At 61.3% G+C, this 24,092-nt stretch carries 21 protein-coding genes; 18 read left to right on the top strand and 3 right to left on the bottom strand.

From position 1 onward, the window contains the following. Positions 1-32: 32 nt before the first annotated feature. The 13 genes from EK23_RS06265 to EK23_RS06205 all read left to right on the top strand — a co-directional run bounded on the left by EK23_RS06265 (position 33) and on the right by EK23_RS06205 (position 14,219). Positions 33-473, top strand: coding sequence for an EamA family transporter (locus EK23_RS06265; protein ID WP_045224490.1), 441 nt, complete (start codon positions 33-35; stop codon positions 471-473). Positions 474-1,008: 535 nt separating this feature from the next. Further along, the gene (locus EK23_RS06260) at positions 1,009-1,377 is read left to right on the top strand and encodes a response regulator (RefSeq protein WP_045224659.1); all 369 of its coding nucleotides are present in this window, start codon (positions 1,009-1,011) and stop codon (positions 1,375-1,377) included. Between the two features lie 32 nt (positions 1,378-1,409). Next, entirely contained in the window at positions 1,410-1,739 is a 330-nt protein-coding gene (locus tag EK23_RS06255; protein WP_045224489.1) for an STAS domain-containing protein, read from the top strand. 11 nt (positions 1,740-1,750) lie between these two features. Further along, positions 1,751-3,934, top strand: a complete 2,184-nt coding sequence (locus tag EK23_RS06250) for a chemotaxis protein CheA (protein ID WP_045224488.1) — start codon at positions 1,751-1,753, stop codon at positions 3,932-3,934. A gap of 94 nt (positions 3,935-4,028) precedes the next feature. Next, positions 4,029-6,989 (top strand): methyl-accepting chemotaxis protein, encoded by a 2,961-nt coding sequence (locus EK23_RS21550; RefSeq protein ID WP_082053989.1) that lies wholly within the window; start codon positions 4,029-4,031, stop codon positions 6,987-6,989. 12 nt (positions 6,990-7,001) lie between these two features. Further along, entirely contained in the window at positions 7,002-7,544 is a 543-nt protein-coding gene (locus EK23_RS06240; protein WP_045224487.1) for a chemotaxis protein CheW, read from the top strand. A 36-nt stretch (positions 7,545-7,580) separates the two neighbouring features. Further along, entirely contained in the window at positions 7,581-8,393 is an 813-nt protein-coding gene (locus tag EK23_RS06235; protein WP_045224486.1) for a CheR family methyltransferase, read from the top strand. After that, positions 8,390-8,893: a chemotaxis protein CheD gene (locus EK23_RS06230; RefSeq protein ID WP_045224485.1), complete on the top strand. Its 504-nt coding sequence runs from the start codon at positions 8,390-8,392 to the stop codon at positions 8,891-8,893. Before EK23_RS06235 ends, EK23_RS06230 begins: the two co-directional genes overlap by 4 nt. A 21-nt stretch (positions 8,894-8,914) precedes the next feature. Further along, on the top strand, positions 8,915-10,006 hold the full coding sequence (locus EK23_RS06225) for a protein-glutamate methylesterase/protein-glutamine glutaminase (protein ID WP_045224484.1): 1,092 nt from the start codon (positions 8,915-8,917) through the stop codon (positions 10,004-10,006). 39 nt (positions 10,007-10,045) lie between these two features. After that, complete coding sequence (locus tag EK23_RS24125; protein WP_045224483.1) at positions 10,046-11,167, top strand: methyl-accepting chemotaxis protein; 1,122 nt, start codon at positions 10,046-10,048, stop codon at positions 11,165-11,167. 14 nt (positions 11,168-11,181) lie between these two features. After that, positions 11,182-12,123, top strand: a complete 942-nt coding sequence (locus EK23_RS06215; protein ID WP_082053988.1) for a methyl-accepting chemotaxis protein — start codon at positions 11,182-11,184, stop codon at positions 12,121-12,123. Between the two features lie 339 nt (positions 12,124-12,462). Continuing rightward, positions 12,463-13,491, top strand: a complete 1,029-nt coding sequence (locus EK23_RS06210) for a zinc-dependent alcohol dehydrogenase family protein (RefSeq protein ID WP_045224481.1) — start codon at positions 12,463-12,465, stop codon at positions 13,489-13,491. A gap of 41 nt (positions 13,492-13,532) precedes the next feature. After that, a complete protein-coding gene (locus EK23_RS06205; protein ID WP_045224480.1) occupies positions 13,533-14,219 on the top strand; it encodes a protein-L-isoaspartate(D-aspartate) O-methyltransferase in 687 nt (228 codons plus the stop codon). 40 nt (positions 14,220-14,259) lie between these two features. On the opposite strand, the gene EK23_RS06200 is transcribed toward EK23_RS06205, so the two are convergent. Continuing rightward, complete coding sequence (locus tag EK23_RS06200) at positions 14,260-15,432, bottom strand: cytochrome-c peroxidase (protein WP_082053987.1); 1,173 nt, start codon at positions 15,430-15,432, stop codon at positions 14,260-14,262. A 450-nt stretch (positions 15,433-15,882) separates the two neighbouring features. Here EK23_RS06200 and EK23_RS21545 point away from each other — a divergent pair, with 450 nt between their 5' ends. Then, the gene (locus tag EK23_RS21545) at positions 15,883-17,874 is read left to right on the top strand and encodes a proline dehydrogenase family protein (RefSeq protein WP_052807972.1); all 1,992 of its coding nucleotides are present in this window, start codon (positions 15,883-15,885) and stop codon (positions 17,872-17,874) included. A gap of 40 nt (positions 17,875-17,914) precedes the next feature. On the opposite strand, the gene EK23_RS06185 is transcribed toward EK23_RS21545, so the two are convergent. Further along, positions 17,915-19,282, bottom strand: coding sequence for a hypothetical protein (locus EK23_RS06185; RefSeq protein ID WP_045224479.1), 1,368 nt, complete (start codon positions 19,280-19,282; stop codon positions 17,915-17,917). After that, the gene (locus tag EK23_RS06180) at positions 19,279-20,220 is read right to left on the bottom strand and encodes an ABC transporter ATP-binding protein (protein WP_200892102.1); all 942 of its coding nucleotides are present in this window, start codon (positions 20,218-20,220) and stop codon (positions 19,279-19,281) included. Before EK23_RS06180 ends, EK23_RS06185 begins: the two co-directional genes overlap by 4 nt. A 199-nt stretch (positions 20,221-20,419) precedes the next feature. Between EK23_RS06180 and EK23_RS06175 the strand changes: the two genes are divergently transcribed. The 4 genes from EK23_RS06175 to EK23_RS06160 all read left to right on the top strand — a co-directional run. Further along, entirely contained in the window at positions 20,420-21,244 is an 825-nt protein-coding gene (locus EK23_RS06175; protein WP_045224478.1) for a hypothetical protein, read from the top strand. Continuing rightward, positions 21,241-22,563: an MFS transporter gene (locus EK23_RS06170; protein WP_235281934.1), complete on the top strand. Its 1,323-nt coding sequence runs from the start codon at positions 21,241-21,243 to the stop codon at positions 22,561-22,563. Before EK23_RS06175 ends, EK23_RS06170 begins: the two co-directional genes overlap by 4 nt. A 67-nt stretch (positions 22,564-22,630) precedes the next feature. Beyond that, positions 22,631-23,764 carry an LBF_2804 family protein gene (locus tag EK23_RS06165; RefSeq protein WP_045224477.1) on the top strand — a complete coding sequence of 378 codons (1,134 nt, stop codon included), beginning with the start codon at positions 22,631-22,633 and terminating at the stop codon, positions 23,762-23,764. A 113-nt stretch (positions 23,765-23,877) separates the two neighbouring features. Next, positions 23,878-24,092: transposase (locus tag EK23_RS06160; protein ID WP_145998572.1), on the top strand; the 215-nt coding region annotated here is incomplete at its 3' end.

Below are 24,092 nucleotides of genomic sequence, written 5' to 3'. Positions count from 1 at the left end.
CAACTCAACGCATCAAGTTTGCGAAATCAGTCATGTGGTTTGTCTATGCCTTGTCCGCAGCCGTGATCTGGGGCGTCAGCTATGCCGCAAGTGGCCGGGCGATCGAGCGCGGCATACCGCCGGTACTCTTCTTCACGCTTTACGCAGCGGTTGCTACCGTCATGGGCCTCGCGGCCTTGCTGGCCACCGGCAGGTTGGGCATGTTGTTTCGCATCAGGGGTGTTATCGGCGATGATTGGGTCTGGCTGGTTGTCGCCGTCGTTACCTCCGGCGTTGGGGCCTTGCTGATCTACCTGGCCATCGGCGAAAAGAACGCGACGCTGGCGTCGCTCATCGAAATTTCCTATCCGTTGTTCGTCGCCTTCTTCGCCTGGGCCTTTTTTCGTGAAGTGCAATTCAACGCGATGACCGTTCTTGGCGCCGCGTTGATCCTAAGTGGCGTCGCAGTGGTTTACCTGGCCAACCGAGCTTAGCCAGGTTCAGGCGCCATTCCCCGCGGCAAGCCGAATGCGGCCTCCTTCCCATGCTTGCCACATACGTATAACTACGGTTCAGTCACGCTTGTCTTTCCCGCTATATTTATCCCGTCCGCTCCCTACCCCGGGGCGGATCACTGGCTAGCGCCGGCACCCACGAGAGTCCGATTCTCCCGGCCGGGTCTAGAGTGACTGGTGAGTGAGTTGAGTGTGTGTACCCCTGCTTTTCAGTTTCAGGGGTCAATGACGCCCCGGTTTCGCTGTCCGCGCCGGGGCTTTTTTTCGCTTTGACGCCCGCCACAAGCAGATGTTCGTGCCCCATCTGTACCTTATGCAAGCAACGAAATAGGACTGCTTGTCCTTGATCCGGCGATCTTCAGTGTTCATCGGAATATAAGTATTTTTGCCTGAGTAAGCTTCTGTTTCGCTTCAGGAAGAAGTCTGCGCTCAGGCCTCAAAGCTTCTGCTGCGACAAATTTTCTGGTGGCTTTGTCTACACTTTGCCTATCAAAACCAGGTGCCCGAGGTCGTGATGGCGAAGACAATCCTGATTGTGGATGACTCGGCTTCCCTGAGGCAAGTCGTCAGCATCGCACTCAGGGGCGCCGGCTATGCCGTCATGGAGGCTTGCGACGGCGTGGATGCATTGGCCAAGCTGAACGGCACGAAGATCCATCTCATCATCTGCGATGTCAACATGCCCAGGATGGACGGCATTACTTTTGTCAAGGAGATGAAGCAACTACCTGCCTACAAGTTCACCCCGGTCATCATGTTGACCACGGAGAGCCAGGAAGAAAAGAAGCGTGCCGGCCAGGCTGCCGGCGCCAAAGCCTGGGTCGTCAAGCCATTTCAACCTGCACAGATGCTCATGGCGGTATCGAAGCTGATCCTGCCGTAGCGATTCTGTCCAAAAACAATAAGGGGGCGTGCATGGCCAAGCATCATGGACCGCCGCAAAAGCCAGCGCGGCTGGACATCGAAGGAGAGATGACCATCTACCGCGCGATGGAGTTGAAGGGCGTGCTGTTGAACGCCCTCGAGCAAAACGCCGAGTTGGAAGTCAATCTGTCCCAGGTCGAGGAAATCGATACCTCAGGGCTTCAACTCATGGTGCTGGCCAAGCGCGAGGCGGCCGCGCGGGCTAAAACCTTCCGCTTCGTGGAACACAGCCAGGCAGTGGTGGATGCCCTGGAACTGTTCGAATTGAGCGGCCGGCTTGGCGACCCCGTCGTAATCCGCTCCGGCGGCACGACCGTCTAGCGAGGACTGCCATGGAACTGGAAGAAGCATTACCCACATTCGTCGCCGAATCCAAAGAACTGCTGCGGGACATGGAAGATTCCCTGCTGCTGATCGAGGAGCGGCCCGACGACACTGACCTGATCAACGCCATCTTTCGCGCCGCGCATACCATCAAGGGTACTGCCGGTCTGTTCGGGTTCGACCACGTGGTGCGCTTTACCCATGCAGGGGAAAGCGTGCTGGACCGGGTGCGCGGTGGCCAGCTCTCCGTGACTCCCGACCTGGTCGCCCTGCTGCTCAAGGTGTGTGATCAGCTTGGCGTGCTGATCGATCTGATCGCCAAGGGGGAACAGCCCGACACCGCGATCCAGGCATGCAGCGATGGCCTGGCGGCCAGTCTCAAGGCGTATCTGGGCGCTCCCGCTTCGGAGCGAGCAGGCACGCAAGGCTTGCCCACCGTGCAAGAAGCCAGGGTCGAGCGCGAAGTCGCTCATGACGCGGTGGAAAGCAATCATTGGCACATTTCCTTGCGCTTCGGTCCGGACGTTCTGCGCAACGGCATGGATCCCATGTCGTTCCTACGCTTTTTGAACACCTTCGGCCGCATTGTGCGCATCGTGACACTGACGGACGACATGCCGCCTGCGGACGAGATGGACCCGGAATCGTGCTATCTCGGCTTCGAACTGGATTATCAGACCGATGCCGACAAGGCCACCATCGAAAATGCCTTCGAGTTCGTCCGCGACGACAGCGTGGTGCGCATACTGCCCCCGCACAGCAAGATCGCCGAGTATCAGGAACTGATCCAGAACCTGCCGGAAGAAGACATGCGGCTGGGAGAGATCCTGGTCCGCTGCGGGACTTTGACGGAAGAGGAACTCAAGGTCGCCTTGCAGCTCCAGGCCGCCGACGACAAGGTGCCGCCGTCGCCCATCGGCGAAGTGGTGGTGGAGCAAGGCCTGGTTCGCCCTTCCGTGGTGGCCACGGCCCTGGAACGGCAGGAGCAGGTACGGGAAAGCAGGAGCAGCGAAAGCCGCTTGATCCGGGTGGATGCGGAGCGGCTTGACGGCCTGATCAACCTCATTGGCGAACTGATCATCGCCGGTGCCGGCGTCAACCTGATTGCCAAGAGCGTCGGGGCGGCGGAGCTGTTCGAAGCGACGGCTACCCTGTCGCGGCTCGTGGAAGAAGTGCGCGATTCCGCGTTGACCTTGCGCATGGTTCCCATCGGCGCCACCTTCAACCGGTTCCAACGGGTGGTTCACGATGTCAGCAAGGAACTGGGCAAGGACATCGAGCTGACCATCAGCGGCGCGGAGACCGAACTGGACAAGACCGTGGTGGAAAAAATCGGCGACCCGCTGACGCATCTGGTGCGCAATGCCATGGATCATGGCATCGAGCCGGCCGATGTGCGCCGCTCGCGCGGGAAGCCGGAGCGCGGCAGCCTCAAGCTCAATGCCTTTCACGATGCCGGAAGCATCGTCATCGAGGTGGCGGACGATGGCGCCGGTTTCAACAAGCAACGCATTCTGGAAAAGGCCTTGGAAAAGGATCTGGTCAAGCCGGATCAGGCACTGACGGATCAGGAGATCTACCAGCTGATTTTCGAGCCGGGCTTTTCCACCGTCGAGAAGGTCAGCAACCTGTCCGGCCGCGGCGTCGGCATGGATGTGGTGCGCCGCAATATCCAGGCCCTGAGAGGCGGCATCGAGCTGGAAAGCGAAGAAGGCTACGGAGCGACGGTCCGCATCCGGCTACCCCTGACCCTGGCCATCATTGACGGCTTCATGGTGGCGGTGGGCGACGCCACCTACGTGGTGCCGCTGGACATGGTCATGGAGTGCATCGAACTGGCGCAGGATTCGGAGACGGACTACATCAACCTGCGCGGAGAAGTGCTGCCGTGCATTCGCTTGCGCGACCTGTTCGACGTGAAAGGGCCGGTGCCCCGGCGCGAGAACGTGGTGGTCGTGCGCCACGGCGCGCAGCGAGCGGGCCTGGTGGTGGACCGCCTGCTGGGCGAGTTCCAGACAGTCATCAAGCCATTGGGCCGGCTGTTCAGCCAGACCCAGGGGCTGGGCGGGTTCACGATACTGGGCAGCGGGCAGGTCGGGCTGATCCTGGATGTGCCGGGCTTGATACGGCAGATCGTCCGGATCGAAGAGCACGACAATGCCCATTTGAATCATGCGACGAGCCGGGCTTAGGTCGCGGCGTCGCGGAAGCGATTCGGTACCACGTCGGGCCGAAGACAAGAGAAAGTCCTCGCGTGGTGAGCAACTTTGGTGAGGGAGAGCAAACATGTTAGGTAATATGTCTTTGAAAGTGCGCCTCGCGCTGAGCTTTGGCGTGATGGTCGTCCTGTTGTGCATAATTTCATGGAAGGGCATCACGACCATGTCCGAGCAGGACGAAGCCAGCGAGAAGATCGCCAATGACCGCTTCCCCAAGGTGTTGGCCCTGGCGGACATGACGACCCGCTCGGTCGACAACGGACGCTGGATGCGCCAGTTGTTCCTGGCGACCGACAACGATGACGTCGAGGCCGCGCGGCGGACGATCCAGGAAAACCGCGACAAAAACTCGGAGGCGCTCAAGCTCCTGGAAGATCAAGTCGTCAGCGACAAAGGCAAGCGCCTGCTGGAGAACATCAATCAGAAGCGCAACCAGCTCGACTACGACGCCGTGATCACCACCCTCAAGACCGATCGCACCAAGGCGCAGGATCTGCTCCTGAACACCTGGGGGCCGGCCAACACCCGCTTCATCGAGGCGCTCAAGGCGCTCAGCGATTACCAGATCGAGCTGAAGGATGAGGGTCTCAAGGTCGCCACGGCGAATTATCAGGCCGCGCGGCAGCAGATCATCGTCCTGAGTGTCCTGGCTGCTTTGATCGCGGTCGCGGTGGCCTATTTCATGATCCGCAGCATCATGGCGCAATTGGGCGGCGAGCCGGCCCTGGCGGCGGCCATCGCCGACCGCATTGCTGTGGGCGACCTCTCCAGCCAGATCGATCTGCGCGCTGGCGACGCCACCAGCGTGCTGGCCAGGATGAAGCAAATGTCACAAGCGCTGCGCGCATTGATCGATGACACGGCGACGCTGACCAAGGCGGGACTGGAAGGCAAGCTGAACGTGCGCGCCGACACCAGCAAGCATCAGGGCGACTACAAGGCCATCGTCGAGGGCATCAACAAGACCGTGGACACCTTTGTCGCTCCCTTGAACCTGGCGGCTGACTACATCAGCCAGATCGCCAAGGGCGATACGCCGCCCAAGATCACCGACAGTTACAACGGCGACTTCAACATACTGAAGAACAATTTCAACCTGGCCATCGATGGCATTGCGCAACAGGGCCTGGCGGCGCAGGCCATTGCCGCCGGTGATTTCTCCACCAGGATCGAAGTCCGTTCCGACAAGGACGTGGTGGCCAAGAGCCTGATTCAGGTGGTCGATGCCCTGAAAGGCCTGCAAACGGAGATGCAACGCCTGACCGTGGCTTCCAAGGACGGCCAGCTGTCGGAGCGCGGCAAGCCGGAACAATTCAAGGGTGCTTACGCGGACATCGTGAGGGGCAACAACGAGATGCTGGATGCCATCCTGCTGCCCATCGGCGAGGGCAACCGCATCCTGGCGCAGATTTCCGACGGCAAGATCGACGAGTTGATCGCCGCTACCTACAAGGGCGACCACGAGAAGATGAAGCAGGCGGTGAACAATGTCGCGGTCGTGGTGCAGGGCCTGCAGAAGGAATTACAGCGACTGACGGCGGCCTCGCGGGACGGCCAGTTGTCGGAGCGCGGCAAGCCGGAGCAATTCAAGGGGGCTTACGCGGACATCGTGCGGGGCACCAACGATATGCTGGATGCCATCCTGCTGCCCATCGGCGAGGGCAACCGCGTTCTGCGCCTGATCCGCGGCGGAAATTTGCGCGAGCGGGTGGATATCGCCTGCAAAGGCGACCACGAGCAGATGAAGAACGCCATCAATGGCGTGCATGCGTGGCTGTCGGATCTGATTGCCTATGTCACCAAGATTGCCAACGGCGACATGACGGCGGAGATGGCCAAGGCCTCGGACGAGGATCAGATTCACGAGTGGCTGGTGTTGATGAAGAACAACATCAAGGCGCTGGTGGACGACACTGACATGCTCGCTCGCTCGGCGCAGGACGGCAAACTGGATATCCGCGCAGAGGCAGCCCGCCACCACGGCGAGTTCCACAAGATCATCCAGGGCATCAACGGCACCCTGGACGCCATCATCGGGCCGGTCAACGAGGTGATGAAGATCCTGGTGGCGCTGGAAAATGGCGACATGCGTCAGCGCATCGACGCCGAGTATCGCGGTACCCTCGGTCAGTTGCGGGATACGGTCAACAACACCGTCGCCAAGCTGGCGCAGACCATGACGGAGGTTCGCAATACGGCCAATTCCCTTGCGGAGGCAACCTCTGAAGTGAGCGCTACGGCGCAGTCGCTATCGCAGTCTTCCACCGAACAGGCGGCCAGCGTGGAGGAAACCAGCGCATCCCTGGAGGAGATGAGCGCCTCCATCTCGCAGAACACCGAGAATGCCAAGATCACCGATGACATGGCCAGCAAGGCTTCGAAGGAGGCGAAGGAAGGCGGTCAGGCGGTGACCCAGACGGTGGACGCCATGAAGCAGATCGCCGGCAAGATCGGCATCATCGACGACATTGCCTATCAGACCAACCTGCTGGCTTTGAACGCGGCCATCGAGGCGGCCCGCGCCGGCGAACACGGCAAGGGTTTCGCCGTGGTTGCCGCGGAAGTGCGCAAGCTGGCGGAGCGCAGCCAGGTCGCGGCCCAGGAGATCGGCGAACTGGCGGGGAGCAGCGTTGGCATGGCGGAAAAGGCCGGCAAGCTGCTGGACGAGATCGTACCCAGCATCGGCAAGACCTCCGATCTGGTCCAGGAAATCTCCTCCGCGTCCGAGGAACAATCCTCCGGGGTTGGCCAGATCAACAATGCCATGTCCCAACTCAACCAGATCACCCAGCAGAACGCCTCGGCATCGGAAGAGTTGGCGGCAACGGCAGAGGAGATGAGTGGTCAGGCGGAGAAGCTGCAGAACCTCATGGCCTTCTTCAAGGTGGCGACCGAGTTCGACAGCGCCGCTCCGCGCCCGACCCGCGTCTCGGTGGCCGGCAATAAACCGGGGAAGGCGAAAAAGCCGGCGCATCGCGAGGTGGAACTAACGTCCCATCCCGATGAGTCCGAATTCGTCAGGTTCTAGGGAGGCGGCGACATGAAAGCCATCGCCAGCGTGGAGACCAAAACGGCGAAGCCGGCCATGGAGGGGCAGCAGCAGTACTTGTCCTTCCTGGTCGGCAAGGAAACCTTCGCCATTGGCATACTGAACATCAAGGAGATCATCGAGTACGGCCAAGTGACCGAAGTGCCGCGCATGCCGCAGTTCATCCGCGGCGTGATCAACCTGCGCGGCGCCGTGGTGCCGGTCATCGACCTGGGCGCCTGTTTCGGCAAGCCTACCCGGGAAATCACGCGCCGCACCTGCATCATCATTGTGGAGATAGCCATCGAGGACGAAAAGCACGATATTGGCGTGATGGTGGATGCGGTCTACGAGGTCCTGGAAATTCCGGAGGATTCGGTGGAACCCGCGCCTGCCTTCGGAGCGAAGATCCGTGCCGATTACATACGCGGCATGGGCAAGGTGGATGACGGCTTTGTGATCATCCTCAACATCGAAGCGGTGCTGTCTCTGGACGAGATGGCCTTGCTGGCCGGCCTGGGTGGAGAACCGACGGTTCCGGCTACTGTCGACTGATCACCGCAGGCTTCGCCGCGCCAAGGAGAGACCGTCGTGAGCCCGAAGCCTGCCTCGATCACCGAGCGTGAATTCTCGCAGTTCAGCAAGCTCATTTACGACCGTGCCGGCATTCACATGCCGGACTCCAAGATGGCGCTGGTCAGCGGCCGGCTGGCAAAGCGAATTCAGCACTACCAACTGGAGAGCTACGGCGATTACTTCCGTTTGATCTCGGGCGGCGAGTACGCTGACGAGTTGCAGACGGCGATCGACCTGCTGACCACCAACGAAACGCACTTCTTCCGCGAGCCCAAGCACATGGAGTTTCTGCGTGACCATGTGTTGAGCGGCTGGAGGCCGAGCCAGTCCTTCCGTCTCTGGTGCGCGGCCAGTTCCACCGGCGAGGAACCCTACACCCTGGCCATGGTGCTGGCGGATACGCTCGGTAATGGGCCCTGGGAAATTACGGGTTCGGACATCAGCATGCGCTGCCTGGAAAAGGCGCGCGGCGGCTTGTATGCGATGCAGCGCGCGGCGGAGATTCCCAAGGATTACCTCCGCAGGTTTTGCCTCAGGGGCGTGGGCAGCCAGTCGGGCCAATTTCTGATTGAACGCGGTTTGCGCGAGAGGGTCCGATTCCTCTATGTGAACCTGATTGAAGACCTGCCGGAACTCGGGCAATTCGATACGATCTTCCTGCGGAATGTGATGATTTATTTCGACATCGCGACCAAGCGCCGCGTAATTTCCAGAATGCTGCCGCTACTAAGGAAAGGAGGCTATTTCATCATCAGTCATTCGGAAAGTCTCAATGGCGTCAGCGATGCCTTCGAGTTCATTTCCCCGTCCATCTACCGAAAGCCATGAAGTCTGCGCCCAAGCCCGACGATCTCGTCGAAATTTTCCTGAAGCCCGGTGAGTTCCATTTCGGTGGTCCGGACAAACGCATTCGCACGGTGCTCGGCTCCTGCGTTTCCCTGGTGTTCTGGCATCCGGATCGCCATGTGGGCGGAATGTGTCACTACTTGCTGCCCTCGCGCAATGGCAATGCCAAGTCCGGCGAGCTTGACGGGCGTTATGCTGATGAGGCCTTGGAATTGCTGCTCAGGGAGATCCGCCGTTGTGGAACCCTGCCAGGCGAATATCAGGTGAAGCTGTTCGGTGGCGGCGACATGTTTCCCAAATCGCCCAAGATTCCCGCGACCCAGGTGGGACGCCGCAATGTGGAAGCCGCCCGGGATCTGATCAAGCGCTATAACCTGAATTGCGTGGGCGAGCACCTGGAGGGTATCGGTCACCGCAATGTGATATTCGATGTCTGGAGCGGGCACGTCTGGCTCAAGCATCAGGAACCGTGTGACTCCTAGCATTCGGAAAAGGCTGTCTGCATGTCCAAGATCAAGGTTTTGATCATCGATGATTCGGCGGTCGTCCGGCAGGTACTGAGTGCCAAGTTTGCCGACGAAGTGGGCATCGAGGTGATCGGCGTGGCGGCTGATCCCGTGTTCGCGCTAGAAAAGATGAAACTGCAGTGGCCGGACGTGATCGTGCTGGACGTGGAAATGCCGCGCATGGACGGGCTGACTTTCCTGCGCAAGATCATGGCGGAACATCCCACCCCGGTCGTGATCTGTTCGACTCTCACGGAGCGCGGCGCCGAAACCACCATGCAGGCTCTCGCCGCCGGCGCCGTCAGCATCATCACCAAACCGAAGAACGCGCTCAAGCGGTTCCTCGAGGAAGCCTCCGAGGATCTGGTAAGCGCTGTCCGCGCGGCGGCCCGGGCCAACGTCAGACGCCTGGCGCCTGCGTCCGCTGCCACGCCCGCGCCCAAGCTTTCGGCCGACGCCATCCTGTCGGCGCCCACCGCGGCATTGGCACAGACCACCCATTCCGTCGTCGCCATCGGCACTTCGACCGGGGGCACCCAGGCGCTGGAGGCGGTGCTGACCGCCTTGCCACGGCTATGCCCTGGCATCGTCATCGTGCAGCACATGCCGGAGCGTTTCACCGAGGCCTTCGCCAAACGCCTTGACAGCCTTTGTCAGATTTCGGTGCGGGAAGCGAAAAATGGCGATACCGTGGTGCCGGGATTGGCCCTGATTGCGCCAGGCGGCCGGCATGTCCTGGTCAAGCGCAGTGGCGCGCAGTATTACGTGGAGGTAGTGGATGGCCCGCTAGTGAGCCGGCACCGTCCCTCGGTGGATGTGCTGTTTCGTTCCGTGGCCAAATACGCCGGCCGCAATGCCTTGGGCATCATCATGACCGGGATGGGCGATGACGGTGCCAAAGGCATGAAGGAAATGCACGACATGGGGGCGAAGACCTTGGCGCAGGACGAGGAGAGCTGCGTGGTCTACGGCATGCCCAAGGAAGCGGTGAAGCTCGGCGCGGTGGACAGGATCGTCAGCCTGAGCCAGATTCCCACGGAAATCGTTACGTTTGCCCGGCAGTCGGCGCACTCGCCGGGTCTCGTCTGATTGATAGCGATCGAACCCGGTTCGATAAGGATACCCAAGATGCATACAACAGCCAGCGAAGGCATGCATCAAATTCTGCTGATCCTCGAAGACACTGACGGGGTAGATGCCAGGGGCCTATGCGCTCGAATGCAGACTGTAGGCTGGGAGGTTCAGGAGATCACAGAGCCCATGCTTGAAGCCCTGCCGGAAGCGAGGCAGCCGGCCGCCTGGATGCGGGCCCGGGTTGAATCGGGTGGGCCGGTGCCTACCTGTCCTGTGGAGAAGCTTGGCGCCTGTCGCGAACAACTGCAGTCCGCCCGGACCGAAACCCGCGAGAAGGTGACGGCCCTCGCCGCTCGCTTCAGTTCTTTGATCAATTTGCTGCAGGCAGCGCATCTGCCTGGCGGCGGCGAAGACGGCGCCCAGGACAGCGCCGCGGATGCAATGGAGCGCAGCAGCAGGGAGTTGGAAGCCCTGATGGACACCTTGGAGCAGATACGTAAGGGGCGACTGGGGATTGCCGAGGATATCGCGGGCATGCGCCGCTACATCGCGGAATTGACCGACATGTCCGCGCAGATGGCCAATATCGCGATGCAGACTAATCTGCTGGCCATGAATGCCGCCATCGAGGTGGCGCACGCGGCCGAGTCGGGCAAGGGCTTCGCCGTGGTGATCGAGGAAGTGCGCAAGCTGTCGGCGCACACGGCAGAAACCAGTCAGAAGATGAACCACGATGTGCGCCTCGTCGCCGATGCATTGAAGAATACCTCGCAGGTTTCGGCAGAGTGGACCCGGCGGGACGCGGCCGTGGTGAGCGAGACCGAGACCGCTGTGTCCAAGGTGCTAGGCAATTTCAGCGAGATCTCCAAAGGCCTGCACATGGCGTCGCAAATCCTGCATGAGGCGCACGCGCGGGTGGGCGACGATATAAGCGAGGTGCTGGTCTCGCTCCAGTTCGAGGACCGGATCGCCCAGATCCTCGAGCACGTGATGGAACACATGCAGGAACTGCAACGCCTGCTGGGTGACGAAACCGCAGCCTCCGAATTGGCGTCGCTGGACGCCTCCGCCTGGCTGGATCGGATGAAGCAGAGTTACACCACCCAGGAGCAGCACTACGACCACGTGGGTGCTTCCCAGGAGTCACCTGCAGATTCCGACATAACGTTCTTTTGAGAGGGAATGCAAGCATGTCCCGAACCTGTCTCCTGATCACTTCACCGTCACTATCCCAGGATGCGATTACCGCTGCAGCCGGAAAATTGGGCCTGACCGTCGTGGCTCAAGGCGAGGCAGCCTCGCTTGCTGACGCAGTGATGGCGGCGGATTCCGATGCCTTCGCGAACGATGCCGAGCAGGTGCGCCAAGCTATCTGCCGCGAGGCCTTGCCCATCTGGTCCCGTCAGATCGATACCGTGCGCAGCCAGATGGACGAGGCGGTGGCCGCCATAGCCGGGGAATTTCAGCGCATTCTGGCTGACCTGAACCAGGGCGTCGCGGCATCCGATCTGGCCCGGGCCCATGGCTGGGGCAACCCCTTGGCCGTCGTCGCCGAGAGTCAGCGTGAACTGGGCGAGGTGGTGGAGACGCTGCGCGGTGCTCGTGCCGGACAGGCAGTCATCGTCGAGCAGCTCAATGGACTGATGCGGTTTACCGGGGATCTGGACACCATGGCCACGCAGATGCATGCGATCGCGTGGCAGACTAAGATGCTGGCCCTGAATTCGGCTATCAAGGCTGCCCACGCGGGCCGGCATGGATTAGCCCTGGCGGTTATCGCCGGAGAGATACATCTGCTCGCGGTCTATTCTGCCGAGACCAGCAGCAAGATGGGGCAGATTGCTTCCACCATCAACGAGGCGATCAAGACCACCGTGGAACTGTCCTCGGAACTGATGCGGCGCGACGCCGAGGCGATCAGCACCATTGCTGCTTCCATCGACCGCATGATCGAGGAATTCAAGGCGGTGACCCAGCGGTTGAGTGTCTACGGGCAAACGCTGCAGCGCACCAACGGGCGCGTTCAGGCAGAAATTGGACAGATACTGCAGTCGCTCGAGTTCGCTCATGCGGTCAGTGATGAACTGGCTGATGTGTCGCGCGCATTTACAGAGCCAATGACCTCGGTCTGACCCAAAATGGCGGCGTTCGACGCCGCAACCCACCATTCGATTCGTGGCCGCCCTTACTGCGGTCCACACCTCCGCGGAAATTCACAGAAGCTGTGGATAACTCCGTGCATAAGCTGCGGCTTGATCAGGCTAATTATTGATTTTTCGGGTACAAACCTTAGATCGGTTAATTTTTGACCCGAAATTAGTCTTGACATTTCAGAAACATAGATAAGCCATTGACGCTGCTTCGTAAGCGTAGTCCTACAAATTGTTTCTCAGACATCGATTGTGGATGATTGAATCGATCGTTCTTTTGTCCGAGACGACAACGAACAACAACATAGGAGGGGAGCTTTCATGCGAGCCATGGTGATGAAGCAGATCGTCAGTCTGGAACAATGCCGCGAGCCACTGACCTTAGCTGATCTTCCGATTCCGGAGCCGGGGCCCGGTGAACTGTTGGTTCGCGTCGTCACCTGCGGCGTGTGCCACACCGAACTGGACGAAATCGAGGGCAGAACCCCACCGCCCAATTTGCCGACGGTGCCAGGGCATCAGGTGGTGGGCCGCGTGGCCGCGCTGGGCGCCGGTACGGTTGGCTTCGCGTGTGGACAGCGCGTGGGCGTGGCCTGGATTCATTCGGCTTGCGGTGTCTGCCATCACTGTCTGGGCGGTAACGAAAACCTCTGCAGCCGGTTCCGCGCCACGGGACGGGACGTCAACGGCGGTTATGCGGAATACATGACAGTTCCCGCCGCTTTCGCCCACCCGGTGCCCGATGTCTTCAGCGACGTGGAAGCGGCACCGCTGCTGTGCGCGGGAGCCATCGGCTACCGTTCGATCCGGCTGGCTGCACCGGTGGCGGGGAAGGCGATCGGGCTGACCGGCTTCGGTGCCTCGGCCCATCTAGTCTTGAAAGTGCTGCGCCATCTTCACCCGGATCTGAAGGTATACGTGTTCGCGCGTAATCCGAAGGAGCGCGCCTTCGCGCTAGAATTGGGCGCAAGTTGGGCCGGTGGCAGCGATGACGCACCGCCGCAGAAACTGGCGAGTATCATCGACACCACGCCGGTTTGGAACACGGTGGTTTCCGCCTTGGGGCATCTGGAACCCGGGGGCCGGCTGGTGATCAACGCGATCCGCAAGGAAGATTCCGATAAGAACGCCTTGTTGCGCCTCGATTACCCGGCCCATCTGTGGCTGGAGAAGGAGATCAAGAGCGTCGCCAACGTGACGCGGGCCGACGTGCGGGAGTTTCTGGTCCTGGCGGCGCAGATCCCGATTCGCCCGGATGTGGAGGAATTTCCGCTGGAGGAGGCGAATCGCGCTTTGGTGGAGTTGAAGCAGCGCGAGGTCCGTGGCGCCAAGGTGCTAAGAATAGGCTGAATGTCTGCCCTTACAGGCCCTCCCTGAGCGGCGAGGTGGCGATGAATGACATGACCCGCATGATGCTCGACATCGATGCCGAAATGAAATTGACGCGGCCCTATACGGGCATGGAGGCGTTGGCGCCACGGGTGATACAAGCCATTCGGCAGGTGCCGCGGGATCAGTTTCTGCCGGAGGAAACCCGCGCCTACGCCTTCTATGATGGACCGGTCCCCATTGGCTTCGGCCAAACCATTTCGCAACCATTCATCGTGGCGCTGATGACGGACTTGTTGCAGCCCGAGCCCGAGCACAGCGTGCTCGAAATCGGCACCGGGTCTTGTTACCAAGCCGCTGTTCTCTCGCTCCTAGTTAGGCAGGTGTATTCGGTCGAGATCATTCCCGAACTGGCGCGGCAAGCGCGGGAGCGTCTGGACGGGCTGGGTTACCGCAATGTTTCCGCCTGTCTGGGTGACGGCTATTACGGATGGCCGGAGCATGCGCCCTATGACGGCATCATCGTGACGGCGGCGGCGCCGGAGGTGCCGGAGCCGCTGCTCGAACAGCTGAAGCCTGGCGGACGCTTGGTGATCCCGATTGGACCGCCCTATCAATATCAGGAATTGCGGCTGATAGAAAAGGCCGAGGATGGCTCCTATGCGAGTCGGAAAATTCTCGGAGTCGCTTTCGTGCCGCTCACGGGACAGCATCCCTTCGCTAAGCCCGAGACTTTGGGCGGGCCATGATTGCGGGTCGATCCGTGACGGTCCGTCAAAAGGAGAACCGTCACTTAGGTTTGTAGCCGTCGGTCAGGGTTTTCAGAAATGCGACCAGATCGTCGATTTCCTGATTGCTCAGATTCAAGGCGCCCAACTCGTCGCGATTGAGGTTCTCCTTCACCTCGGGTTCCGGCCAGCAGTTGAGCTTTTGCGCCTCTCCTGTCCGGGTAAATCGGTTGGGGCAAACCGGTTTGACATCGCGGTTGCTGTAGAACTCGACGACGCTGCGCAAGTTGGTGAAATAGCCGTTGTGCATGTAAGGGCCGGTTACGGCGATATTGCGCAGGGTCGGTACCTTGAACTTGCCGTTTTCGGCGAATACGTCCAGCCTGCCGCCTAGCCCCTTGTCCACGAATTGCTTTCCGAGCGGATTGACCGCGCCGGGTTGCGAGTAAAACGGGTTGTCCGGGTTGCTCGGAACGCCCAGGTTGTCGTAGGTGAAATCGGTGAACAAGGGCGGCGAGCTGTCCGCGCCGGGCCGATTCGGATGGCAGGCGGCGCAATTGCCCTTGTCGGCCGCTTCGTAGAGCTTGCGACCGCGGGTCTCCTGAGCCGTCAGTCTGGCGCGTCCCTTTAGGGCGTAATCGTACTTTGAGGTGAAGCGACGCAGGGCCGGACTGCGCTCGAAAGCGGCCAGGGCGTCGCCCACCTTGTTGTAGGCGGACTTCGGATTGGCGAGGGCGCCGGCTCCAAATACCCGCTCGAACAGGTGGGCGTAGTCTGCCTGGCGGATTTTCTCGACGACTTCGTCGCCGCTGGCGTTGCCCATCTCGATGGGGTTCAGGAACGGCTGTTTGGCCTGGTCATTGACGGTAGGCGAGCGGCCGTCGAGAAACTGCCCGCCGATGAATAAGCCTTCGTCACGATCGAAGTGAAATCGCGGGCTGAAACTGGCGTACATGATCGAAGGCGCGTTGCGGCTGCCTCTAATTTCCGGATTGGCACCTTTTGAGGTGGGCGAGGCGGCGTTGGGGTCCGAAAAGGCAAACGCCGGGTCGTGGCAACTGGAGCAGGCCTGGCCCGGCGGTGAGGACAGGCTAGTGTCGAAGAAGATGCGCCTGCCCAGATCCTCCTTGGCCGTGAGTCCGAAATTCCGCAAGAAGCGCTGTGCATGCGAAGGTGTGGCCAGGGTGAGTCCGAGAACGGCGGCCATTAGGGCCTTGAATACTGCTTTTTGCATTGAGAGGAGCGGTCACGAAAGATGTGTTTTTGATAATAGCTCTCAACTTCTCTCCCGTGCAAGGCTAATTGCCTTATCAAATTTAGGTGCTGTCTAGCATCATTGGCGCACATTAAGTAAAACTACAGATTATTAATGACTATTTTATTTAATAAAATCATTAACTTAATATTAATTGGCTTTTCGCTGAAATAACTATAAAGCTTATCAAGCTGGGCCATTTTAGAGATCGTTAAGGCGCTTTCTGTAGGTCAAGGTCGTATGGTTTGGCGCTGTGAATTGGGCGCCAATGACGATACCGGTGTCAGAGAGATGTGATCGGCAGCTTGGGGAATCCCTGTTGATCTCGGACAAAGGCGTAAGCCCCCGAGTGAATTCGATAGCGCAGCGAGTGAGGCCCAAGATCTTACTCCGCGGGCTTATCGCAGCAGCAGACTGATAAGGTATTTGATGACAGTGAACGATTGGAAAACGACACGCGGGACGATCCGCTCAGCGTCTGATGGCGGGCCTGATGGGGGCTGCAGCAAGGCCGATGCGGTCGATGGTCTCGAATCAGTGCATGGGTTGGTCGACATCTGGAAGTCTTCCGCCTGTCAGTTGGACAGTCCCATTCAGGATCTGATCTGGTCAAAGGCCGCCTTGGAGACCATCAGTGCTGGCGATCAACTGCGCATTTTTGTCCACCGTGAGCCGGACGGTTCCTTTGCCATCGCACCCCTGACCCATAGTCCTGAGTCTCCGCGGCTGCTGAATATGCTGGGGGTGAGGCGGCTGGGTGAGCCCATGGATTTCCTCTACACGGATGCTTCGGCGCTTGCCGGGCTGGCTAACAAGCTCTGCCGAGAGGGCTGTGCCATCGCCCTTGAAAGGGTCTTCGCAGATTCTCCTGTCATTGCCGCCTTGACGCAGGCTTTCAAGGGGCGGGGCTGGGTGCACCTTGTCCCTCAAGGGGCGTGTCCTTACATTCCGCTCGACGAGGGTTGGCTGGAGCCTGAGCAGCGGTTTAATGCCGGTCGACGTTCTGATTTTCGAAGGGCCCGGCGCCGCGCTGAAGCCTTGGGTACGGTTACGTTCGAAATTCACGCGCCGACGCCCAGCCAGTTGGATCCCTTGCTGGCTGAGGCATTTCGGGTTGAGGGACTGGGCTGGAAGGGAATTCGGGGTACTTCACTCCAACGGGATGAGCCCCTCGGTGAATTTTATCGGCATTATGCGCGCATGGCCTGTGAGCAGGGAATTCTCCGCATCGGCTTCATGCGCATCGCCGGCACGGCGGTTGCAACGCAGATTGCCGCAGAGCACGGGGGCCGATTCTGGCTCCTCAAGGTCGGCTACGACGAAAGCTACGCAAGCTGCTCCGCCGGCCATCTGCTGATGCTGCATACCTTGCGTTATGCTGCCGAAAGGGGCTGCCTATCCTATGAGTTTCTCGGCTACGCCGAAAGTTGGACGAACGTGTGGACACCGCTCAAGCGGGACTGCGTCGAGGTCCGGGTTTATCCATTCAATCGCAGCGGCCTTACCAATTTCCTGCCGCGTCTAAAGCAGTCGATTCTGCGGCGCTCCAGGCCCATCAGACGTCGGGCGGCTCGTTTCATCGACCGTCGGTTGCCTGAGCGTGTGCGGCAGGCCTATATAGCGGGTCCGAAGCTCGAGGATGCGATTGCTGCCTGTCATAAGTTCTCTGGGCAGGGAATTGCCAGCACGGTGGGTTACTGGAACGAGGCAGACGAAGATTCCCGGTCAGTCACCGACGCCTATCTTGCCACCGTGACTGCGGTCAGTGCGGAAGGACTGGATTCCTACGTGTCGGTAAAAGCCCCCACCGTGGCATTTTCGTTCGCTTTGATGACCGAGGTGGTCGAGCAGGCGCGCGAGGCCAATGTCGGTATCCACTTCGATTCCCTTGGGCCGGAAGCGGCGGATGCGACTTTCGAGATGATCTCTTCCGCCGTCCAGCGTTTTCCCCGGATTGGATGTACGCTGCCAGGCCGATGGCGGCGGAGCCTCGACGACGCGCAGCGGGCGGTGGAATTGGGCCTGAACGTGCGAGTCGTGAAGGGCCAATGGAAGGATCCTGATGCTCCCGACATTGACCTGCGGCAGGGTTACCTTGCAGTCATTGACCGCTTAGCGGGCGGTGCGCAGCATGTGGCGGTTGCAACGCATGATGCGTGGCTCGTGCGCGAGGCGCTGCGCCGACTGCAAGCGGCCGGCACGTCCTGTGAGTTGGAGCTGTTGTACGGTCTTCCCACGGCGGCCGCGCGCGCCGTTGCCCGGGAAATGGGCGTCGGTGTCAGGCTCTATGTCCCGTATGGGGAGGCCTATCTGCCCTACGCGCTGTCCCAGGCTGTCAGGAAACCGCACATCGTGGCCTGGATACTTCGGGATACTGTAGTCAGGGCGCTACGGCGAGTCCTGGGAAGAGACGAGTTCTAGGTCTATGTCCTGCTTGCGATCATGCCCCGCGGTCATTGTCTCACGAAGGTGCCGGGGTGCCATGGCGACCCAGCTCTTGCAGACGAATTTTTAGCAGCCAGCCTACCGCCGCTAGATGGCCGGCTGCGATCATCGGGGCTAGCCATGTTGCACCGGGCTGCAGCGGAAAGGCGGCAGGAAAAGCCAGAAAGCCGAGCCCGATCAGGTTCAGCAGGCCAGGCAGCACGATGTACAGCAGGAGCAGGTAGACCAGGGTCGTCGAGGCAGCGCGCTCCGGGCGCCGGCCCAGGCTGAAAAAGTAAAGCAGGCCAATGTCGCGCAGCATCAGCAGGGCGAAAACGGTGGGCGACAGCGCCAGCGTCGTGAACAATTCCTGCGACATGCCAGGCAGTGATGATGGCGGCTGGTTGTCTGGAAGCAGCCCCGTCAGCGCGGACATCAGCAGGGTAAAAGCCGCCACGACCAACCAGGAAGGCGTATCCAACAGGGCCTCGTCGATCGAGCCGGCGCGCCAGCTGCGCAGGAAACGCCTGACGGCGATCCAGTCGCGGCGCTCCTTCCATGCTTCCACATAGGTGGCGGCGCTCCCGATCAGGGCACCGAGGGCCGCGAAGCGGCTCGGATAGCTCCATGTGGCCGAATCCACGAAACCGCACAGGTAGAAGGTCAGGAACAGGACGAAGGCCAGGCTACCCCAGGGTAGCAGGCGTACGGCCAGCGCCTGCGACATCAGCCGGTAAGCCCCGAACCAGGACCAGGCCGCGAACACACCCACACTGCCGAGCACGAAGTCATGCGCCGGCCACGGGATGCCATACCACAACACCGGACTATCCGCCTGATGCAGCAGTACCTGTCCTAACCAGAACAGCAGCAGAAGGCCGAGGACGGTGATGGGCAGATTGCGGGCGGGCTTCACGAGGCGGCCCGAGCGCACCGCGTTGAGCCCCGACAGTAGCCCTGCGCCGTGGGCGAACAGCGCACTCAGAACCAGCAACAGGCACAGGCTGGGAGCTGGCCAGTTGGCGTACCCGCCACCCGCCGAGGCGTCGTAAGTGAACATGAAGGTCGCAAGGCAGCAGGTCCCTACGTACCAGGTGTAGAGGTTGCCGCCCAGAATCTTCCCCCAGGTCATGGACCAGGGCGACACGGCCGACATGCGCTGGATGTCCCAGGTATGCGCCCGCACTTCCTCGACGATGGTGTCGTAAGCCCGGCGTCCGCCCCATAGCACCGATGCCAGCACAAATCCCGCGATCGCGATGGGCGCTGCCGTGCGCTTCCAATCCTCAGCGTCCGAACTGGCCAGTAGTGCGATCAGGAGCAGTATCACCAGCGGCGTGGCTATGAGGCGGTGGGCCGTCAGTTCCAGCCAGGCGTTGCGCAGCAATTCGGGATTGCGGATCATGATTCGTTCCTGCGCGCTGCGCAAATACTGTCCAGATAGGCGGATTGCATGTCTGGCGCCACCTCCTGCAGGCCGCAGATGGGCAGGCCGGCATCGATCAGGGTACGCAGGAGCTGGTGGCGGGCATCGAGATTGCCCGCAAAGTCAAAGCAGACCCGATTTTCGGTATCCGCCCGGACATTCGAGACCCCTGGCAGAACTTCCAAACGGCGTCTCGCGTCGGCTACCGCCGCACTTAACTGAAGCTCCAGTGTCGTTGAAGCGCTGGCCTGCCCAATGACCGTTCGATGGTCCACCAGCCGGCCGGCCTGCAGTACCAGCATGTGGGTGGAATACTCGGCCAGTTCCGCCAGGATGTGCGAGGACACCAGCAAGGTCAACCCATCCGCCCGCAAGTGGCGGAACAGGCTACTGAGCTCGTGACGCGCCTCCGGGTCCAGGCCGGCGGCGGGCTCGTCCAGCAGTACCATCAGGGGGCCGTGAATGATAGCCTGGCCGATGGCTACCCGCTGCTGTAAGCCGCGCGAAAGTTCGCCCGCCTTTTGTTCCAGGCGGTCGGCGAGGCCCAGCCTTTCGGCCGTTTGTTTCACCGCCGGCTCCACGCTGGCAGGTGCAAGGCCATTGGCCTCGGCGGAATAACGCAGGCAGCGCCGGACGCTCAGGTTCTCGTACAGGCCGAAGCTGTCGGAGAGATAGCCCAGGTGGCGGTGGCAGGCGCGGGGTTCCCGCTGCACATCGATGCCATCGACACGGACGTCGCCCGACAAGGGTAGGTCCAGGCCGGCTATGCAGCGCAGCAGGGTGGTCTTGCCCGCGCCATTGGGCCCTACCAGCGCCGTGATGCTGCCCCGCTCGATGGAGAAGCTGACGTCGTCGAGAGCTCGGACTCCTGGGTATTCGAAGACCAGTCGATCGACTGTAATCGCAGGCTGCATCATGGAGGCTTTCCTGTGCCCAAAAAGGCATTGTCGCCCATCGGCGGCGGCAGGCACAGCACTGATAGACAGGCTGTCGTGGGTTGGACAAGGCTGCGCCCAGAGGAGACACTGTTAACCCGACGCTGTGCGGCGGGTTTTGAGGTGGGTGATACGGCTTGCGGCCTGAACTGACTGAACATGGGAACACTCTTTCGACGCGATGAGGCCTGAATTTTCGATAGTTCAGAAGCGGGTCCAAGATGGCAGGGCAACTACCGGTCTGAGCCTGCTCCGCGCGGCCCTGCTGGCAGCCTTGCCCGCCTTGGCTCAGGCTGCCGGCGAGGCCGCTCCGCAGGGTCTGGCCGATGAAGACCGCAAAGCCATCGTACATGGCTTGGGCGAAGGCGTGCTCGGCCCGTTCGTGGGCGCGCCGGCCATGGACGATCCGGAGCCTTATCTAGGCCTGGGTGTCAGCAACCGCCGCTATCGGGTCATTCTGCGCCCTGAAGGCGAGCGGCATGAGAGCCACCGCTCCCGTGTCGAGAAGGATGCCTCGGGGGGCAGCGTCTGGCGCGTGGGGATCGGCAGTCCCGAGGTGGGAGTGTTGAAGAAGACCGGGGACGGCAGCTTGGTCATGGCGGGGATCGAAGATCTGAACGAGGGCGTGGTCACCCGCTACGACCCACCGGAACCAGTATTGATTAAGGGAGTAACGGCGGGGCAGGAGCATAGGGTGCGCATGAAGGTGAAGGTCTACGAACTCGATCAGCCCGACACGCTCAAGCATGAGGGGCGGATCGACGTGACGTATCGCTACCTGGGGGTCGTCAAGGTCGCGGTGCCGGCGGGCAGCTTCGATGCGGTGCTGGTCAGATCCATTTTCAAGGGGCGGATCGGGCCGGCGACGGTGGCCGACACCCAGTACCGTTTTTTCGCCAAGGGCGTTGGCATGGTGGCGACGGTGGAGCGGCGGGATGTCACGGCCCTGGTGCTATACCACGCCCAGACCGATATCAGCAGGCTGCTGGTGGAGAAATCCCCTTGAGAGAGCCGCCGGAGTTGGCGGTGGCTCGGGCTCTGAATCAGGGTGCGAGCCGCGGCGAGCGCCTTCGGCACATCTTCGGCGGCGCGGCCGGCAATCTGGTGGAATGGTATGACTGGTATGTCTATTCCGCTTTTTCGCTGTATTTCGCGCCGGTTTTCTTTCCCCAGGATGACCCGACCGCCCAACTCCTGAACGCGGCGGCGGTGTTCGCCGTGGGTTTCGTAATGCGCCCCTTCGGCGCCTGGCTGATGGGCATGTACGCCGACCGGCAGGGCCGCAAGGCCGGCTTGACCCTCTCGGTCTCCCTCATGTGCGGCGGCTCGCTGTTGATTGCCGTCACGCCCGGCCACGCCATGATCGGCGACCTGGCGCCCGCGTTGCTGGTTCTGGCCAGGCTGATGCAGGGGCTCAGCGTCGGCGGCGAATACGGCGCCAGCGCGACCTATCTCAGCGAGATGGCGGGGCGTCAGGCGCGCGGCTTCTATTCCAGCTTCCAATACGTGACCCTGATCCTGGGCCAGTTACTGGCGCTGGGCGTGCTTTTGGCCTTGCAAGCGGGCTTGCCAGAAGCGGATCTGGAAGCCTGGGGCTGGCGCGTGCCCTTCGCCATTGGCGGGGGGCTGGCCTTGTTCGTGTTCCGGCTGCGCCGGCGACTGGCGGAAACCGAGAGCTTTCGCATGGCCCAGTCCAGCGGCGGGCCGAAATCCAGCGGTTGGCGGCTGCTGCGCCATCATCCGCGCCAGGCCTTGCTGGTGATGGCGCTGACCGCCGGCGGCACCTTGGCGTTCTACGCTTACACCACCTACATGCAGAAGTTTCTGGTGAACACCTCGGGCTTCAGCCGCGAGTCTGCCACCCGCATCACCGCAGCCGCGCTGTTCGTCTACATGCTGCTTCAGCCGGGGGTGGGCGCGCTGTCCGACCGCATCGGCCGCAAGCCGGTGATGGTGGCCTTCGGGGTGCTGGGGCTGATCTTCACCTATCCCATCTTCAGCACCCTTGCCGCTGTGCGCGAGCCGCTCGTGGCCTTTTTTCTGGTGTTGGCGGCGCTGGCCATCGTCAGCGGCTACACCGCCATCAACGCGGTGGTGAAAGCGGAGTTGTTCCCCGCGCACATCCGGGCGCTGGGCGTTGCCTTGCCCTACGCGCTGGCCAATGCGCTATTCGGCGGCACGGCCGAATATTTGGCGCTTTGGCTGAAGCAGCAAGGGCTGGAGAGTGGCTTTTACTGGTATGTCACCGCCATGATCGGCCTGTCCCTGCTGGTCTATGTGCGCATGCGCGACACCGCCCGGCACAGCTTGATCCGCGAGGACTAAGCCACAGGGCCGAAGGCCGCCGGGATGTCTTGCCGCGCCGCCGGCAAGGCGGCACAATCAAGCTCCCATGGAGCGACTGTACCTGCGCATCTTTCAGGCATTGCCCATCCGAGTGGTCGCGGGTGACGATGACCTGCGCCTGCTCAATCCCGAGGAGCTTCGCCTGGTCCTGCGCACCGAGCGCTACGCCATGGCCGCCGCCGTGCTGATGGAACTGATCGCCTACCTCACGATCTTTCTTCCCATCTACAGCTTCCCCGCGTTTTTCGAGGCCAGCGTCGTGCATCTGGGGGGGCCCTTCGTGCACGCCACCGACGGGCTGCCCCTGCTGCGCAACGCCTGGATGCTGGTGGTGACGGTGGGGGAACTGTACCTGCTGCTGCTGGTGAACCTGGCCGCCGTGCATGGCATTGCCGTGGCCACCGGCTATATTCACCGCCGCCGGGAGGCGGCCCGCGCGACCGAACTGGTGCGCATCGCCGTGGAAAGCCGTTTCGCGGACCAGCAACGCTTTGGCATCGATCCGTTCGAGCGCATGCATCCCTGGGTGCTGTTCCTCTACCTGGCGGTGAACCGTCTGAAGGGCCTGATCGGAGGCGCCATCATCCGCGCCGTGCTGGTGAACCTGTTCGGGCGCGAGATCCTGCGGGTCTACCTGGATTTTTCCGGGATGCCGCTCTATATGCTGATCAACGTCCTGACCTGCCGGGCCATCCTGCGCAACGCCCGCGTGGTGATCATGGGGCAGACCTCCGTGGAAATGGTGTGCCGCCAGTTGCCGGACCTCCAGCTTTCCCAGGACGAGCGTTCCCTGATCTACGACACCCTGCAGTACATCGCGGTGAACAAGCGGGATTACCACGCCAATCACTACCACCTCAGCAAGGCCATCATCGACCGTTACGGAATCCCCTTGGAAGAGGCGCACCGGCTGCCGGATGATTACCTGGACAAGCTGAAGATCGCGCGGCGCGAGGTGGCGGACATCTGCCGGCTGGTCATCGTGCTGGGTTTCCTGCTGGATGGCAGCGTTTCCTGGCGTGAGCGCCGCCAACTGGAGCGCTTGAACCAGGCCGGTATCCTGCAGTTGAGTTACGCCGATCTGCGCGCCTATGGACGTGCCTTCGTGGATGGGCAAGGTCTGGATGCCATGACCCAGTCACTGCTGAATCCGGCCCCCGTCGCGATGCCGGCGGGATAGTCAGAACGGCTCACTCATTGTCGTCCCGCTGTATCCGTCCGGTAATCCCATCTGTAAGGCGCCCGATGGATTGCGCAAGATAGTGTCCACTTCAGTTTTTAGTGGACACTTTCATGGACTCATCTCCCAAGCGTACCCGGCGCTTCCATAGCGTTGCTTTCAAGCGGCAGGTGGTGGACGCCTGCCGACAGCCCGGTGCCTCAATTGCCGCGGTCGCGCTGGCACACGGCATCAACGCCAACCTGGCGCGGCGTTGGCTGCGCGAATCGGGCAGCGTAAGTGCCTCCAGATATCCGGCGGTCGAAACGATCGATTTCGTGCCGATCCG

The organism is Methyloterricola oryzae (assembly GCF_000934725.1).
GTDB lineage: Bacteria > Pseudomonadota > Gammaproteobacteria > Methylococcales > Methylococcaceae > Methyloterricola > Methyloterricola oryzae.
The sequence above is the reverse complement of the archived record's forward strand: the minus strand, read 5'-3'. Positions and strand labels throughout refer to the sequence as shown.

Excerpts from the sequence above, each read along its gene's own strand:
- EK23_RS06265 (WP_045224490.1), top strand. The coding sequence starts at position 33 with ATGTGGTTTGTCTATGCCTTGTCCGCAGCCGTGATCTGGGGCGTCAGC.
- EK23_RS06260 (WP_045224659.1), top strand. The coding sequence starts at position 1,009 with ATGGCGAAGACAATCCTGATTGTGGATGACTCGGCTTCCCTGAGGCAA.
- EK23_RS06255 (WP_045224489.1), top strand. The coding sequence starts at position 1,410 with ATGGCCAAGCATCATGGACCGCCGCAAAAGCCAGCGCGGCTGGACATC.
- EK23_RS06250 (WP_045224488.1), top strand. The coding sequence starts at position 1,751 with ATGGAACTGGAAGAAGCATTACCCACATTCGTCGCCGAATCCAAAGAA.
- EK23_RS21550 (WP_082053989.1), top strand. The coding sequence starts at position 4,029 with ATGTTAGGTAATATGTCTTTGAAAGTGCGCCTCGCGCTGAGCTTTGGC.
- EK23_RS06240 (WP_045224487.1), top strand. The coding sequence starts at position 7,002 with ATGAAAGCCATCGCCAGCGTGGAGACCAAAACGGCGAAGCCGGCCATG.
- EK23_RS06230 (WP_045224485.1), top strand. The coding sequence starts at position 8,390 with ATGAAGTCTGCGCCCAAGCCCGACGATCTCGTCGAAATTTTCCTGAAG.
- EK23_RS06225 (WP_045224484.1), top strand. The coding sequence starts at position 8,915 with ATGTCCAAGATCAAGGTTTTGATCATCGATGATTCGGCGGTCGTCCGG.
- EK23_RS24125 (WP_045224483.1), top strand. The coding sequence starts at position 10,046 with ATGCATACAACAGCCAGCGAAGGCATGCATCAAATTCTGCTGATCCTC.
- EK23_RS06215 (WP_082053988.1), top strand. The coding sequence starts at position 11,182 with ATGTCCCGAACCTGTCTCCTGATCACTTCACCGTCACTATCCCAGGAT.
- EK23_RS06210 (WP_045224481.1), top strand. The coding sequence starts at position 12,463 with ATGCGAGCCATGGTGATGAAGCAGATCGTCAGTCTGGAACAATGCCGC.
- EK23_RS06205 (WP_045224480.1), top strand. The coding sequence starts at position 13,533 with ATGAATGACATGACCCGCATGATGCTCGACATCGATGCCGAAATGAAA.
- EK23_RS06200 (WP_082053987.1), bottom strand. The coding sequence starts at position 15,432 with ATGCAAAAAGCAGTATTCAAGGCCCTAATGGCCGCCGTTCTCGGACTC.
- EK23_RS21545 (WP_052807972.1), top strand. The coding sequence starts at position 15,883 with ATGACAGTGAACGATTGGAAAACGACACGCGGGACGATCCGCTCAGCG.
- EK23_RS06185 (WP_045224479.1), bottom strand. The coding sequence starts at position 19,282 with ATGATCCGCAATCCCGAATTGCTGCGCAACGCCTGGCTGGAACTGACG.
- EK23_RS06180 (WP_200892102.1), bottom strand. The coding sequence starts at position 20,220 with ATGATGCAGCCTGCGATTACAGTCGATCGACTGGTCTTCGAATACCCA.
- EK23_RS06175 (WP_045224478.1), top strand. The coding sequence starts at position 20,420 with ATGAGGCCTGAATTTTCGATAGTTCAGAAGCGGGTCCAAGATGGCAGG.
- EK23_RS06165 (WP_045224477.1), top strand. The coding sequence starts at position 22,631 with ATGGAGCGACTGTACCTGCGCATCTTTCAGGCATTGCCCATCCGAGTG.